Here is a 14,745-nt window from a genome sequence, read left to right as displayed (position 1 = left end):
TTCGTTTCTGCGCTAACGCACGACCCCGGAAATGCAGCAGGGCTTGCGGCGGGGTCGTGTAATCTTGTCCTTCAGGTAACAGCGCGCCGATGCCCCGCCGTAGCCCGGCCGGACATAGGTGAAGGCGCGGCAGCGGCTGTCGCCCTGACAGGCTTTGGCGCATGAGCCGCCGGTCGCATCGGGCGTGATCTCAAATGATCTGTAATCGCCGCCGGCGCGGTCGATGGAAAATTCCGTTTGCCCGACATTCGGCATGAGAAGCGCAGCGCCGCGAACGCCCGAGACGCAGCAACTGTCTTCCTTCGCGGGCGTGACGCGGTTCTTCAATCGGCAAATGGCATCGGAGGTCGTCGCGGTCGGATAGGAAAAGCTCCACGCGCGGCAGCGTCCATCGCGGTCGCAGCGCGCCGCGCAGGTGGCCGGGTCCGCCCCGCGCACGGGCCCGCTGGAATAGTCGCCTCCGGGACGGTCGAACCCGACCTGCGCCCGCGCTGCTGCGTTGCACCATGCGAGCGCAACGAAACAGAGCGCTGCCAAGACCCCCCGGTTCACCAGCCATTCATTCCTGGACACGATGATGCACGCTCCCGCCTGGGTGCATGATAGAATTTCACCGGCAAGGTTGCGAGCCTGGATTGCTGCGGACGCGAAGACGTGACCCTACGCGCTGAATTGACGGTCCGGGTTTAGGTGCGCGCGACGCCATGACACACTTTGTTCCGCGGCCATGCCCCGGCGCATCACAGCGCGATGCGACACCCCTCTGAACCATCCGGACCGTTCTGGTCTTCGCCATACGACCGGGTGTCTGCCGGCGTTCTCGCCGGCATTATTGTGCTCGTCTGCCTGAGCTTCCGCGACTACGGGATCTCGAACGACGAGGAAGTCCAGCACCGGTACGGCGAGCTGATCGTCAATTATTACGCCAGCGGTTTTCGCGACTCCGCATTGTTCAATTATTACAACTTGTTTCTCTATGGCGGGCTGTTCGACATCCTCGCGGTCGCTGCCGTCAAGGTGCTGCCATTCGATGCCTTCCTGATCCGCCACTTCTTATCGGCGATGATCGGTGTCGCTGGCATCGCGGGATGCTGGGCAACGGCACGGCTCATTGCCGGGCCGCGCGCGGGCCTGATTGCGCTCATCGGGCTTGCGCTCTGCGGACCCTATTTCGGCGGCATGTTCAATCATACGAAGGATGTGCCCTTCGCCGCCGCGATGATCGGCGCCGTCTTCTTCCTGCTGCGCATCGGGCGCGATCTGCCGAAGCCGCGCTGGTTCGATGTCATCTGCTTCGGGCTGATGCTGGGCGCGGCGACCGGCTTGCGGGCGATGGGCTTGCTGCTGCTCGGCTATGCCGGTCTCATTGTGCTGTGGTGGCTGCCGCGGCCGTTCCGTTTTGCGGAAGCGGCACGCTTCGTATTGCTGTCGGCATTGCGCCTCGCGCCGGCCGTGGTGCTCGGCTATCTGATCATGATCGCGGCATGGCCGTGGGCGGCGCTTGCGCCACTCAATCCGCTGCGCGCGATCTTTTCGTTCGCGCATTTCCATTACGAGATCCGCACCATCGTCGCCGGCGAGGTCTATCGCATGGCGGACGTGCCGTGGTGGTACGTGCCCTTCTATCTTCTGATCAAGGTGCCGCTGGTGGTCTATGCCGGCGCGCTGTGCGCGATCATAGCGTCAGTTTTGGCCGTGGCGCATGGCGGCCTGTCGCAGCTGGCGACCCGTCATCGCGAAACGGCATTCGTCGCGTTCGTCGCGCTGTTTCCGGTATTTTGTGAAGCGGTGACCGAGGGACCGGCCTTTACCGGGATGCGGCATTTCATCTTCGTCTTGCCCCCGCTCGCGGTCCTCGCCGGGGTCGGCTTCGATGCGCTGCTCGATGCGTTGTCGCCGCGCCGCTGGATCGCGGCGGCGACCGCTGCCGCGCTCGCCTTGATCTTTGCCTGGGACGCGAGCCTGCTCGTCCGGCTGCATCCTTATGAATACATGGCCTACAATTCGCTGGTCGGCGGGCTGGAAGGCGCGGCGCGGCGCTACGAAATGGATTACTGGGTCAACATGATGCCGGAAGCGGTGCGCGCGCTTCAGGATTATCTCGGTCCGCCGCAAGACCAGTCGTCGCAGGTCTACACGGTCGGTGTCTGCGGCGAGAAATTCGCCTTCGACAATTACGCGGACAAGAGATTGCAGGCCCAGCCCGGATGGCTCGAAGCCGATTTCTTCCTCGCGCCGACGCAGATGAATTGCGATCAGCTCGTGGATGGCCGCGTGATCGCAACGATCCGGCGGTTCGGCGTGCCGATCGGCGTCGTGAAGGATCGCCGTGGTCTCAAGCAGAAGGCCCTCAACGAGCCATTCAGGTCGCTGCCACAATAAAGCGCCCGCCGCGGCAGGCCGGGGCGGGCGCTTGATCCGCAGGTGCGAGGGGACACACGACTGGCGGATCCATCGGGCGGCTGGGCAGGCCGGCCGATAGGTCAAACGGTGTGGCGGGCGGCGCGATCGGTCCGGGGCTGCTGGAAAGCCTCGTCGGGGACGATCGCGGGCGCGGTCACGGTGCCCGCATCCGGGCCATGGCGCCGATGCGAGCGCTTCGCGCGCGCCCGGTCCGCCAGCACGTCGGTCGGATCGCGCCACAGCGGCTGCGCGTAGGCGTCGCGCAAGTCGCTGCGGTTCAGGCCGATATCGCGAAGCATACGGTCGTCCATGCCCGCCAGCATCCGGGCGCGGCGGCGATTTTTCAGGAGGCGGGCGAGCTTGCGCATCCCGCCAAGGGCAATGGCAAAGGCCGAGCGGACGAGCGCCGGCTCCCGATGCCGGGTCCGGATCGAGGGGGAGCTGCAAATCGCGGTCATGGGTTGCTCCTGTGGCTCATCAAGGGTGCAGAAATCTCTCGCCGCAGGAGGGCTCCTGCGCGACCCGATTTCCGGCCCAGGTGATTTGGACTGACGCCGATATCGCATTCCGTCATTGATAAGTGAAACGAATGTTTATAATCTCAAGCATCAACGCAAATGATGAAAAGGGCAGGCTGCGCCAGCCTGGACAGACCCGATGACCGTCCTGATCGATATCGACCAGCTCCGCACTTTCATCGCCATCGCGGAGACCGGCAGCTTCACCAAGGCGGCTGAGGTTGTTCACAAGACCCAGTCGGCCGTCTCGATGCAGATGAAGCGGCTGGAGGAGCGGCTCAACAAGCCGATCTTCGCCCGCGACGGACGCGCCTCGAAACTGACGGAGGACGGCGAACGTCTGCTCGATTACGCGCGCCGCATCGTGAAGCTCAATCTCGAAGCGCTGGCGGCATTCTCCGGGCCGGAATTGTCGGGTCGGGTGAGGCTTGGCGTGCCGGACGATTATGCCGACCGCTACTTGCCGGAAATCATGGCGCGCTTCTCGCGTTCCTATCCCGGCGTCGAATTGACGGTGCTGTGCGAGCCGTCAATCGATCTGTTGCGCAGGATCGACATGAACGATCTCGATCTTGCAATCATCACCGCGACGGAGACGCAGCGCACGGCCGAACAATTCCGCCAGGAGCGGCTCTTATGGGTGACGTCGGTGCGTCATGCGACACATACGGAGAATCCGTTGCCGCTGGCGCTTGGCAAACAGAGCTGCGCGTGGCGGCGGATTGCCCTTGAGCATCTGGAGAAACTCGGCAGGCCGCATCGCGTGATCTATACGAGCTCGAATGCCGGTGCTTACGTCGCGGCCGTGCTGTCGGGTCTCGCGGTCTCGGTGGTGCCGGAATCGACCTTGCGGCCGGGCATGCGCGTGCTCACGCCTGCCGACGGTTTTCCGGACCTGCCGCATTGCCGCATCGGCCTTGTCCGCAACCCGCACGAAAGTTCAGCGCTGGCGGATGCGCTGGCCGAGCACATCATCTCCTCGCTCGACAACCTGTCCGAAGCGGCGCAGGCTGCGGAATAACGCCGTCCTATTTGCGCACCGGCCGGAGCACGAGCACGTTTCCGGCGATCACGGCGACGAGGCCAAGCGCCGCGATGGCGGTCCATTGGAAATTCTCGACGACCGTCGAGACCGCGAGTGCGAGTACGGGTCCGAGCACCGTGGCATAGGCCGCGCGGTCGGCGCCGATACGCCCGAGCAAGGTCAGATAACAGGCGAAGGCCACGACCGAGCCGATCAATGCGAGATAGGCGAGACCCACCAGATAGGGCATCGTCCACTCGATGGTGAAGGTGTGTCCGTTCGCGGCCGCGTACAAACCCACACTCGCAGCGCCATACAGCATCGCGTAACCGGTCGCGGCGAAAACAGGGATCTTCCGCTTCGTCAGCGTCGCCGAAACCATGTTGCCGAAGCAGAAGGCGAGCGTGCCCGCGATCGTCAGTCCGAAAGCGATCAGCGCACCGCGCGGAAAGCTGTGACCGACGAGTTGAGGATAGAACAGCGCGCACATGCCGATCACGCCAAGGACGCCGCCAGCGACCACGCGCCGATCGATCGGTGCGCCGAGCAGCAATGCGCCGAGCCAGACATTGAAGAACGACGCGAGCGAAAAGACGATCGACAGCAGGCCCGAGGGCAGCGATTCCGCCGCGTGGTAATAGAGAAGGAAGTTCAGCGAGAACATCAGGCAGCCGAGCAACGCGAACATGCCATGCTCGCGCAGGCCGTAACGCATCCGGTCCCCGCGCAGGGCTGCGATCGCCAGCATGATCGGTCCCGCAGCGAGGAAACGCCACATCACCGAGACGTCAGGCGCAACGACGCCGACCTGAAAATGGATGCCGATCCATGCAAAGCCCCAGGCCAGGACGACCGTGGCATAAAGCGCAAAATCGAACGGTGTGAGTTTCGCGCGCGTCAGCACAGGTCGGCCGCCTTTGCATCGATGGCTTCGACAAGGGCGGCCGGTGCGATTTCGATCTGCAATCCGCGGCGTCCGCCATTCACCAGCACGGTCGCATGCGACAGCGCCGCGCGTTCGATGAAGGAAGCCGCGCGCTTGCGCTGTCCAAGCGGCGAGATGCCGCCGACATGATAACCGGTGACGCGTTCGGCCTCGGCCGGAGGCAGCAAGGCCGCCTCCTTCGCGCCAGCCGCGGCTGCGAGCCGCTTGAGGCTGACCTCCTTGTCGGATGGCGCAAGCACGCACACGATGTTCGTGCCGGCCTTTGCCATCAGCGTCTTGAGGAGGCGCTCCGGCGCAATGCCCAACGCTTCCGCGGCCTGAAGGCCGATCCGCGGCGCGTTGGGGTCATAATCATACTCGTGCAGCTTGAAGGCGATGCCTGCGCGTTCCAGAGCGGCCGTTGCGGGCGTTGCTCTGGCCATCAGTAGGCATACTCGCTGAAGACCGGCTCGACCGAGCCGCCCCACGGTCCGTGATACTTCGTGAGCAATTCCTCGGCGGGCGTGATGCCGCGCGACACCAGATCGTCCAGCGGCTCGAGATATTTGGTCTCGTCCTCGCCCCCGGCATTCAGGCGGCGCCGCCGCACCAGTCCCTCGCGCGCGAGTTTGAGCGTCTCTTCGGCGAGCACCAGCATGGTCCGGTTGCGGATGGTCGCGGCGAAACCTTGCTTCGGCACGTCATCGCGAAGCTTCTGCCGCTCCTCCGCGGTCCAGTCCTTGACGATGTCCCAGGCGGCGTCGAGCGAAACCGTGTCGTACAGGATGCCCACCCAGAATGCCGGCAGCGCCGGGATGCGGCGCCCCGGCCCGCCGTCGGCGCCGCGCATCTCGAGGTAGCGCTTGAGGCGCACCTCGGGAAAAATCGTCGAGATGTGATTGGCCCAGTCCGAGATGGTGGCGCGCTCGCCGGGCAATTCCTTCAGCTTCCCGGCAAACAGATCGCGGAACGACAATCCGGAGACGTCGATATATTCGTCGCCGCGCTTGATGAAATACATCGGCACGTCGAGGGCATAATCCACCCAGCGCTCGAAGCCCATGCCGTCCTCGAAGGCCCAGGGCAGCATCCCGGATCGATCGCCGTCGGTGTCGCGCCAGACCTCGGACCGGAACGACAGGAAGCCGTTCGGCTTGCCCTCGGTGAACGGAGAATTCGCGAACAAGGCCGTCGCCACCGGTTGCAGCGCGAGCGAGACACGCAGCTTCTTGACCATGTCGGCTTCGGAGGAGAAGTCGAGATTGGTCTGCACCGTGCAGGTCCGGTACATCATGTCGAGGCCGAGATTGCCGACCTTCGGCATGTACCGGGTCATGATGCGGTAGCGCCCCTTGGGCATCACCGGAATTTCGGCGCGGGTCCATTTCGGATTCATCCCGAGCCCGAGGAAACCGATGCCGAGCGGCCGGGCGACTTCGCGGAGCTGGGCGAGATGGGCCATCAGCTCGGTGCAGGTCTGATGCACATTTTCCACCGGCGCGCCGGACAATTCGAACTGACCACCCGGCTCGAGCGAAATCGCGCCGCCGCCGGTGACGTCGTGGAGCCCGATGATGTTGTCTTGCTCCATGATCGGTTCCCAGCCGAGCAGGAGCTGCATGCCTTCGAGCAGCGCACGGATGCCGCGCGGTCCTTCATAGGGGACCGGGTTGTGACGGTGCACCGTGAAAGCGAATTTCTCGTGCTCGGTGCCGATTCGCCATTCGGCTTTCGGTTTGCAGCCCGATGCGAGCCACGCGACAAGTTCGTCGCGCCGCTCGACCGGCGTCATGTCAATCTGGTCTCGGGCCATCAAGGAATCCGACAAAAGGGCCGCGACCATACACGCGCCGCTGCGGAAAGGGCAATCGCGCGACGGCCTGTCAGGATTGCGCGTCGCCGCATTGACCTGTCGGCATATATGGGTTGCGAAGCGGCGCTTGATAGGCGCGCCGGAAAGGACATAACGGGCGCATGGCGCTTCCGTCCCGGCAGACCGTACTCAATCTCGGGGAGACATTGCTGGCCGGGACCATCGGCGGCGCCCTCTTGACCTATGCCGGGATCCCGGCCGGCTGGTTGTCCGGTTCGATGATCGCGATCGCGATCGCGGCCCTGGCGGGTCGGCCGATGGGGATGCCCGCGCCGCTCGGTCGCGTGGTGTTCGTTCTGATCGGCATTTCCCTCGGCGGCGCGGTGACGCCGGAAACGCTGAAAGGCGTGTCGACCTGGCCCCTGTCCGTCGTTCTGCTTTGCGCGGCGATGACCTGCGCGATGTTCGGCAGCGCGCTCTACCTGAAAAAGGTTCACGGATGGGACATGCTGTCGGGGCTGTTCGGCTCGGCGCCCGGAGCGCTGTCGCAGGTGATGGCCTATGCGACGCAGTACCATTCCGACCTGCGCGGCATCGCGATCGTGCAGACGATTCGTGTCGTGATCCTCACGGCGCTTCTCCCCGTGGGTCTGGCGCTGTTCGGCCTGATTCCGGCAGCGCCGCCGGCGCGGGGATCCGCGGCGACCGATTCGCCCCTCGAGATCGGCCTGCTGGTCCTGATTTCGTCGGCGGCGGCGATTGTCGCGCATTATGTGCGCTTTCCGGGCGGGTTGATCTTCGGCGCGATGCTCGCGTCGGCGATCCTGCATGGCTCCGGGCTGATCCACGCGTCGATGCCGTGGTGGCTCGTCAGCGCGGTGATGGTGTGCCTCGGCGCAATCACCGGCTCACGCTTCGCCAATACCGAACTGCGGTTGTTGTTCAGGCACTTTTTCGCGGCGCTGGGGTCGTTCTCGGTGTCCCTGCTGATCGTCGCGGTGTTCGCGGCCGTCGCGGCTTTCACGGTGGACCTCAACCTGCCCGATGTCGTCGTGTCCTATGCCCCCGGCGCACTGGACGCGATGATGATCCTCGCGCTGGCGCTCCACCTCGATCCGATCTTCGTCGGCGCGCATCATGTCGCGCGCTTCATGCTGATTTCCGCGGCATTGCCGCTCTTCGTGCGGATATACGGACAGACGCCGCCGCCGCCTCCGTCGAAGCCGCCGGAGAAAAGACCGGTACAGGAAGACTGAAGAAGCCTATTCCGCCGCGAGCGAGCGGTTGAGGCTCATGCCGAGCCGTTCCCAGACATCGACCAGCGCAGCAGCGAGCGCGTCGATCATCTTGTCGTCGTGATACGGCGAGGGCGTCACGCGCAGACGCTCGGTGCCCTTCGGAACGGTCGGATAATTGATCGGCTGGATATAGATCCCGTGATCGGCGAGCAGCATGTCGCTTGCCGCCTTGCACTTCTCGGGATCGCCGACCGCAATCGGCACGATATGGGTGTCGCTCGGCATCACCGGCAGACCAGACGCGGTGAGCACGGCCTTGACGCGGGCGACGCGCTCCTGGTGCTTGTCGCGCTCCCATTGCGAGGTCTTCAGATGGCGGATCGAGGCCGCGGCCGCGGCGCAGACCGCGGGCGGCAGTGCCGTCGTGAAGATAAAGCCCGGCGCGTAGGAGCGGACCGCGTCGCAGATTGCATGGCTCGCGGCGATATAGCCGCCAAAGCAGCCGAACGCCTTGCCCAGCGTGCCCTCGATCACGTCGAGGCGATGCATGACGCCGTCGCGCTCGCAGACGCCCGCGCCGCGCTTGCCATACATGCCGACGGCGTGGACTTCGTCGATATAGGTCATCGCGTTGTATTTGTCGGCGAGATCGCAGATCGCTCCGATCGGCGCGATGTCGGCATCCATCGAATAGATGCTCTCGAACAGGATCAGCTTGGGACGGTCGCCCGCCTCCTGCAGCAGCTGTTCGAGATGGGCGAGATCGTTGTGGCGGAAGATCTTCTTCTCGCAGCCCGATTGCCGCACGCCCTCGATCATCGAATTGTGGTTGTAGGCGTCCGACAGGATCAGGACATTCGGGATCAGCTTGGCGAGTGTCGAGATTCCGGTCTGATTGGACACATAGCCCGAAGTGAAGATCAGCGCGGCTTCCTTGCCGTGCAGGTCGGCGAGTTCGGCCTCAAGCTCGACCAGCGGATGATTGGTGCCGGAGATGTTGCGGGTGCCGCCGGCGCCGGTGCCCATGCGCGTCGCGGTCTCGACCATCGCGCCGACGACCTTCGGGTGCTGCCCCATGCCGAGATAGTCGTTCGAACACCAGACGATGATCTCGCGCGGCCCTTCCGGCGAATGCCAGATCGTCTGCGGGAAACGGCCAGCGATACGCTCCAGATCCGCGAACACGCGATAGCGCCGCTCGTGATGCAGGCGATTCAGCGCGTCGTTGAAAAAGGTCTGGTAATTCATGGCGATAGGATATCCTGCGGCGGACCACCCAGAATTGGTCGCAGTGGCCTGGCCGGCCGTTCAACCGATCCTGTTTTTAGAAGCGTTCGACGGTGTTTGTCGAGGGATGGCTGTCCCAATTCAATTGCAGGGCAACCTTGATTTCCATCAAAATTGCCGAAAGCAGCGCCAAAAGATGATTTTTCTTGGCGATCTGCGGTGGAACCCGGTCCGGGATCGGGCGTTCAACACCCGATAAATCAACCTGTCGGAGGCTGACTATGGGACGTGGGCTCCTGCTGTGGCTGATCGGAATTCCGCTGCCGATCATTCTGGTGGTCTGGCTGCTGGGCGGTCTGAGCTGACCCCCCGAAATCGGGTTATGACGGCAAAGGCCGCCCGCGATGGTGGGCGGCCTTCGCTTGTCGAAGACCGATCACACGTTGCGTTTGGCGTCGGCCTCGATGGCCTGTTCGAGCTTGCGGCTGAGAAGCCACGAGATCGCAAGGAAGCCGACCAGCATCGCCATGCTGAGACCCGACACCGTGTCGCCGAGCACCTTGTCGGACACGCGGCCGAAGGCGTAACCGGCGAGCACCAGCGAAATCGCCCACAAAGCCGCGCCGGTCACATTGAGGATCAGGAACACGCCCCATGGCATTCTCGACAGGCCATAGGCGAAGGCGCCGAGGCCACGAATGCCGTATGGATAACGATGGATGAGCGGCAGCCAGAGCGCGTGGCGGTCGACCAAGCGCTTCACGATGGCCGCATGTGCGGACACGCGAGGCCAGCGTGCGAGCACGCGCTCTCCGTAGCGGCGCGCCAGCCAGAACCGGAACACATCGCCCGCGAAGCTGCCTGCGAAGCAGTGGATGAGCGTCATCTTCAGGTCGAGCACGCCGAGCTGCGCGGCATATCCGGCAAACAACGCCATCAGCAAGGCGTGGGACGCCGCATAGGCAAAGATGAATGCGTATACGACCTCGCCATGCTGACGGACCGCCTCGATGAGCTGGGCAAGATCGGTCATGCGTTACCGGATGATGAAAGCTTCCGCAGGACCTCTGCCGACGTCGAGACATCGCCGAATTGCTGGAAAATCGTCTCCAGCGCCGCGCGATGCTCGTCATCGGACAGAGCCGCGCAGCAATCCGAAAGCATTACGGTCTTGAAGTCGAGCATCATGGCGTCGCGGGCGGTGGACTCGCAGCACACATTGGTTTTCGTGCCCGCGATCAGGACGGTATCGATGCCGAGGCTGCGGAGCAGTCGTTCGAGCTGGGAGGAGCCCGGAATCAGCGCGCTATAACGGTTCTTGATGACGGTATGATCCTCGGGCGACACCTCGAGGTCCTGCCACACGGTCTGCTGACCGGGCGCAAGCGCCGCCATCGTGCGTTCCCGCATCTCCTCGGCGACGACGTGATCGAAGAACAGGCTCCAGTCGCTGCGGCCGCCGCGGCTTGTATTGGCGTGCAGCACCCAGATCACCGGGCAGCCAAGCTTGCGCAGGGCGCGTGCCAGATCGTTGATCGCGGGCACGATCGCACGCGCGAGCGGAACCTCGGCGGGCGCGCCGGGTGCGCAGAACGCGGTCTGCATGTCGATCACCACGAGGGCGGTCCGCGCCGGATCGAGGCGGTCGAACCAGTCCACGCGGCCCCGTCGTGCGAGCACGCGGGCGACGATCTCGGGCCGGATGGAAACCGGGTGCATGAAATGTGTCCTTGCTCGGTCACGCCTGCGTCATCAGCCGAAAGGACATGTTTGTTTCAGGCTTTTTTGGCAGGTCCGAGGTTGATGCAGGGCGCACGAATAGCATATATGCCCCGCGCTGGATCAAACTGGAGTTGGAATGGCTAACTTTAGAGACACGGACCTTCAGGACCGTCAAAAAAATGCCTCCGAAGCACGGAAGGCGATGTTGCAAAAATTCCTTGCCAAGGCAGAAGACCCCATCCTCGAACAGCGCCGCGCCGAACGTGCTGCGATCGAGGAAGCCCGCCGCATTCGTCAGGCGGAGCGTGAGGCCGCGCGCAAGCGCGAAGCCGAGAGACTAGCAGCGGAAGCCGCGGCCCGCGCCGCCGCCGAGGCCGAGGCAAAGCGCCTCGCCGAGGAAGAAGCCGCGCGCAAGGCCAAGGAAGAAGCCGAAGCGATGGTGAAGCTCCTGGCCGAGCAGAAGGCCGCGCGCGACGCGCGCTATGCAGCCCGCAAGGCTGCCGCAAACAAGCGCAAGAAGCGCATGGTCTGAGCGGCGCCGGGCGAAAAGTCGCCCGCTGCCGCTACACCCGAAAGCCGAGCCGAAATCCGCCCCAGTGCCGTCCATGGACGGTGATCGGGGCGGACACGTCCTTCATCAGGACGAAATTTCCCCCGCCCATATCGCGCCGGTATGTCTGCAGCAGGAACGAGCGCGTCGAGCGTCCCGCGGACAATCCGGTGCGGTCGTTGAAGATGCGCCGGTTCCGGCAATTCGCGGAGTTCCAGACCGGGTCGTCGCCCTGCGGCTTCGAATAGACGAGGTTATGCGTGGGCAGATAGCCGTTGCGGTCCGCCGCCGCGCAGAAGGCGATACGGCGGTCGAAGCGGAGGAGCGGTTCCTGCACATCCGGCAGAACGCGGTCGGTGAAGGCGACAAAGCGCGTGATGTGCTGCAGCGGATCGGTGCCCGCGACCGGCCGATAATTCTCGTCGAACAGGTCGGCCAGACTGATCTCGCCGCGGCTGACCGCATCCTCGAACAGGCGGCCGATGCGCTGCGCCGTCGCCCGGCACAAATCGATGATCGGGGTGTCCGGCGTTTCAATTCCGCTTTCGGCAATGAAGAGAATGAAGTCCTCGCTGATGCCGAGGATCGATTCCACGCGCGCCCTGGCCTGATCGAGCTTGGCGTCGCCTTCCTTCACCGAGGCGACGAGCGCCTTCATCTCTTCGCGCAGGGCGGCATATGAGGCGCTGTTGGCGTCCGCCGACTGTGCGGCGACATCGATCGCGGCGGCGAGGCAATCGGTGGTTTTCACCAGGGTCTGCAGGACAGCGCCGGTTTCGCGCGCCTTGCGTGAATCGGAGATCGCGGCCTGCGCCGTGGCCGCATTCACATCGGCCTTTTCAAGCGCCGTATCCAGCGTCTGCATCAACTCCTGCAGGTTTCGCTGGTTGTCGACCGACAACGGCCTGATCTGATCGGCAAGCCGCTTCACGGTCTCGGCGATGATCGCAAAGCCTCGGCCGGCCGCGCCGGCGCGCGCGGCTTCGACGCTCGCGTTGAGCGCCAGCAACTGGGTTTCCTGGGCGATCGACTGTATAGCGGCGCTGGCTTGCTCGACGCGCTTGATCGTGGTCGCAACCGAGGTGATGGAATCCTTCAGCGTGATCGCGCCGAGCCAAGCATCTCGATCTTCTTGATCGTGGTCGCCAGAGTCTCGGACACGCTGCCGGCGCTTTCGCTGAGTGTGATCCGGGTGGTGTCGGCCGATTGCCGCGCGCTCTCCATCGCGGCTGCCAGATCGGCATTGGACGCATTCATCTGCCGGGCAGCGGCGACGGCTGCGCGCGCCTTTTGGATCTGCTGCTGGCCGAGTGCGGTGAGGTCTCCCACGAGACCCGCCATGTCGGCGATTTCGATGCCGAGACGGCCGCTGCGGTCGCCGATGTCGGCGAGCGATGACCCGGTTTCGGTCTCGTCCGGCTCGATCTCGCGCAGAACGGCACTGCTCATGATGGTGGCTCCCGCCGTGCGCTGATACCGGTAGTTGTGCGGGGCTATGGTTAACGCGCAGTAAACCTGCCGCATTTTGAGGCGCTGAAAGAGCAGGCAGGTCTTACGACGATGATGGTGACGATGGTGCTGCCGGACAGGATTGAAAACTCCGAAGTCCGACTGAACTTACTGATTTATATCGACTTTTCGGGGTCGCTGGAGCCGTTTATGTATCACGGCGAGGAACGCTCGTCACTCCTGCCTGATTGGGCAAGGGGACAATCGTGGACGTTGGTTAGTGATTCGGTGGATCGCAGCCGATTGATTGGAGGCGTGTGCGGTGGTTGTTCAAGTTTTTTTTGCTCCGTAAAGGGCCGCTCAGTCGCACAATAATGCGCGCTGGTGAGCGCTGGAAAATCCGGCGCAAAGGGGTGGAACCTCGCGTTTTTTTGCATCAGCAGGCTTCAGCGGCCCAACAAAGGGGGCTCTGTCTCAGAGCGCGATGGCATTTGCGACGGTGAGGCCCCCACGGTTCCAAGCTGTTGACACGACCTTGACGTTACGATTCTTAAGGACAGTTCGTGAAACGATCGTGGTGGCAACGCGTTGAGCGGTCACTTTATTTCGGCGGTCGAAAACCATGCTATTCCTCAATTACATTGGACTGGCGCTCTGCTTTTCAGCAGCAGCCATCCTCGTATCGTTTGCGTTGAAGCTGCTCCGTGCCGACCGCATCGAGGCCAAGAAGAGCGCCTCACGTGTTGACGGTTTGGCGGACGTCCTGATGGGCCGTGCGAAAACGCGCGACGACTGGCTGCCGGACGGGCGCATCAAGGGCGGAATGATTTTTAATAAGTCGAAAAACCGGATTGAGATTTGTGGCCGACTCTCAGACGAAGCATTCAACCGAATCTTCCGCTGACGCCGACCCGTGTTTGCCAAGGCTTTGGGCCTCATATGTAGGTTGGATTCCGACCGTCAACGGCAGACTCTCATTTCGGCACATCGGGGATTCCCGTCATCCAACCGAGTCCATTTGCGCCAATCTAGACCTATCCAACGGGCGTTTGATCATTGCCTATCAGCGGCGCCCCCTGAGCGATGTGCTCTTTCCTCGGATCATACATCCTTACAGGGGCTTGAGTGGTGATTTTTGGTTCGTGATAGCTGCGCGCACGAAAGCGGCAGCAATTGATGCTGATGCGGTGTCCGGCCAGGTCTTCGTCTACAAGAGCAAGGACGACTGGCGCAGTAAGGCCGATCAGAAAGTGCGCGCGCATATCGCGGAAATCAATGCGCAGCGCTTCTCGCTCGATAATCAACGAAATCAGCTTGCGGAGTTAAGCTTCGATCGAGCGACGGCGGTAGCTAGCAACACCGCCGACATATCGGTTTCCTTCGAGATTCTCAGAGACGGAACGATTTTCGTATCGCAACCCGTCTTTGCGGAACAAGCTCTGGAAGAGGCATCGGTGGCTTTTGCCAATGCCTCTGGTCTAGACCTGCGAAGTTGGGTTTCAAATCAAGTCTATTTCTTTCTTCGCGATGTCTCACATAACCACCAACATCATGAACCAACATCAGACAACATTCTCGTCCTGCAAGATTACGACGCCTCAAATGATCTGGAGTGGCGGAAGAAAATCATCTTCTCGCTCCATTACGCCATAATCCGTTTCAAGCGCGATGATCTAAGTGAGCAAGCAAGTTACCGGGCGTTGGGTATTCTTGCGTACTGCAAAAGTTTCGCGATGTGCTGCAAAACGAAACTCAAAGATAAGTTCGACAACGCTCCAATTTTCAACGAAGAAGCGCTTCAGCTATCGCTTACGGCAAAAGCAAATGAAATAAGCAGCAGGCTCCAGGCGATTGCGAACATTCAAACAGCGAATAT

General features: G+C 62.8%; 17 protein-coding genes. 6 read left to right on the top strand and 11 right to left on the bottom strand.

Features of this window, described 5'->3' with window-relative positions; translation table 11 throughout:
• Positions 1–12: 12 nt before the first annotated feature.
• Entirely contained in the window at positions 13–552 is a 540-nt protein-coding gene (locus VN004_RS10435; RefSeq protein ID WP_325609658.1) for a PAN domain-containing protein, read from the bottom strand.
• Positions 553–750: 198 nt separating this feature from the next.
• Here VN004_RS10435 and VN004_RS10430 point away from each other — a divergent pair, with 198 nt between their 5' ends.
• Complete coding sequence (locus VN004_RS10430) at positions 751–2,382, top strand: hypothetical protein (RefSeq protein WP_325609656.1); 1,632 nt, start codon at positions 751–753, stop codon at positions 2,380–2,382.
• Between the two features lie 101 nt (positions 2,383–2,483).
• On the opposite strand, the gene VN004_RS10425 is transcribed toward VN004_RS10430, so the two are convergent.
• Positions 2,484–2,861 carry a DUF1127 domain-containing protein gene (locus VN004_RS10425; protein WP_325609654.1) on the bottom strand — a complete coding sequence of 126 codons (378 nt, stop codon included), beginning with the start codon at positions 2,859–2,861 and terminating at the stop codon, positions 2,484–2,486.
• Positions 2,862–3,060: 199 nt separating this feature from the next.
• Between VN004_RS10425 and VN004_RS10420 the strand changes: the two genes are divergently transcribed.
• Entirely contained in the window at positions 3,061–3,942 is an 882-nt protein-coding gene (locus tag VN004_RS10420) for a LysR substrate-binding domain-containing protein (protein WP_325609652.1), read from the top strand.
• Positions 3,943–3,949: 7 nt separating this feature from the next.
• On the opposite strand, the gene VN004_RS10415 is transcribed toward VN004_RS10420, so the two are convergent.
• From VN004_RS10415 to VN004_RS10405, 3 genes are read right to left on the bottom strand one after another with little or no spacing between them, the layout of a single operon-like run.
• Positions 3,950–4,849, bottom strand: a complete 900-nt coding sequence (locus VN004_RS10415) for a DMT family transporter (RefSeq protein ID WP_325609650.1) — start codon at positions 4,847–4,849, stop codon at positions 3,950–3,952.
• On the bottom strand, positions 4,843–5,313 hold the full coding sequence (ybaK, locus tag VN004_RS10410; RefSeq protein WP_325609648.1) for a Cys-tRNA(Pro) deacylase: 471 nt from the start codon (positions 5,311–5,313) through the stop codon (positions 4,843–4,845). Before ybaK ends, VN004_RS10415 begins: the two co-directional genes overlap by 7 nt.
• On the bottom strand, positions 5,313–6,683 hold the full coding sequence (locus tag VN004_RS10405) for a glutamate--cysteine ligase (protein ID WP_325609646.1): 1,371 nt from the start codon (positions 6,681–6,683) through the stop codon (positions 5,313–5,315). The genes ybaK and VN004_RS10405 overlap by 1 nt, the downstream gene beginning before the upstream one ends.
• Positions 6,684–6,844: 161 nt before the next feature.
• Here VN004_RS10405 and VN004_RS10400 point away from each other — a divergent pair, with 161 nt between their 5' ends.
• The gene (locus VN004_RS10400) at positions 6,845–7,939 is read left to right on the top strand and encodes an AbrB family transcriptional regulator (protein WP_325609644.1); all 1,095 of its coding nucleotides are present in this window, start codon (positions 6,845–6,847) and stop codon (positions 7,937–7,939) included.
• Positions 7,940–7,945: 6 nt separating this feature from the next.
• Here VN004_RS10400 and hemA read toward each other — a convergent pair whose 3' ends face one another.
• From hemA to VN004_RS10380, 4 genes are all read right to left on the bottom strand, one after another.
• On the bottom strand, positions 7,946–9,169 hold the full coding sequence (gene hemA / locus VN004_RS10395) for a 5-aminolevulinate synthase (RefSeq protein ID WP_325609642.1): 1,224 nt from the start codon (positions 9,167–9,169) through the stop codon (positions 7,946–7,948).
• Positions 9,170–9,245: 76 nt separating this feature from the next.
• Positions 9,246–9,479 carry a hypothetical protein gene (locus tag VN004_RS10390; RefSeq protein ID WP_325609640.1) on the bottom strand — a complete coding sequence of 78 codons (234 nt, stop codon included), beginning with the start codon at positions 9,477–9,479 and terminating at the stop codon, positions 9,246–9,248.
• A gap of 105 nt (positions 9,480–9,584) precedes the next feature.
• Positions 9,585–10,181: a DedA family protein gene (locus tag VN004_RS10385; protein ID WP_325609638.1), complete on the bottom strand. Its 597-nt coding sequence runs from the start codon at positions 10,179–10,181 to the stop codon at positions 9,585–9,587.
• Positions 10,178–10,867: a cysteine hydrolase gene (locus VN004_RS10380; RefSeq protein WP_325609636.1), complete on the bottom strand. Its 690-nt coding sequence runs from the start codon at positions 10,865–10,867 to the stop codon at positions 10,178–10,180. Before VN004_RS10380 ends, VN004_RS10385 begins: the two co-directional genes overlap by 4 nt.
• Before the next feature lie 139 nt (positions 10,868–11,006).
• On the opposite strand from VN004_RS10380, the gene VN004_RS10375 reads away from it, so the two are divergent.
• Complete coding sequence (locus VN004_RS10375) at positions 11,007–11,402, top strand: DUF6481 family protein (RefSeq protein ID WP_325609634.1); 396 nt, start codon at positions 11,007–11,009, stop codon at positions 11,400–11,402.
• Positions 11,403–11,433: 31 nt separating this feature from the next.
• Here VN004_RS10375 and VN004_RS10370 read toward each other — a convergent pair whose 3' ends face one another.
• Both VN004_RS10370 and VN004_RS10365 read right to left on the bottom strand, forming a co-directional pair.
• Entirely contained in the window at positions 11,434–12,507 is a 1,074-nt protein-coding gene (locus tag VN004_RS10370) for a methyl-accepting chemotaxis protein (protein WP_325609660.1), read from the bottom strand.
• 8 nt (positions 12,508–12,515) lie between these two features.
• Positions 12,516–12,869, bottom strand: coding sequence for a hypothetical protein (locus VN004_RS10365; RefSeq protein ID WP_325609632.1), 354 nt, complete (start codon positions 12,867–12,869; stop codon positions 12,516–12,518).
• 622 nt (positions 12,870–13,491) lie between these two features.
• Between VN004_RS10365 and VN004_RS10360 the strand changes: the two genes are divergently transcribed.
• Positions 13,492–13,773 carry a hypothetical protein gene (locus tag VN004_RS10360; protein ID WP_325609630.1) on the top strand — a complete coding sequence of 94 codons (282 nt, stop codon included), beginning with the start codon at positions 13,492–13,494 and terminating at the stop codon, positions 13,771–13,773.
• A gap of 238 nt (positions 13,774–14,011) precedes the next feature.
• On the top strand, positions 14,012–14,745 hold a 734-nt coding region (locus VN004_RS10355), incomplete at its 3' end, for a hypothetical protein (protein WP_325609628.1).

It is taken from the genome of Pseudorhodoplanes sp., assembly GCF_035565855.1.
GTDB lineage: Bacteria > Pseudomonadota > Alphaproteobacteria > Rhizobiales > Xanthobacteraceae > Pseudorhodoplanes.
Note: the sequence above shows the minus strand (reverse complement) of the source record. Positions and strands in the feature narration are given on the sequence as shown.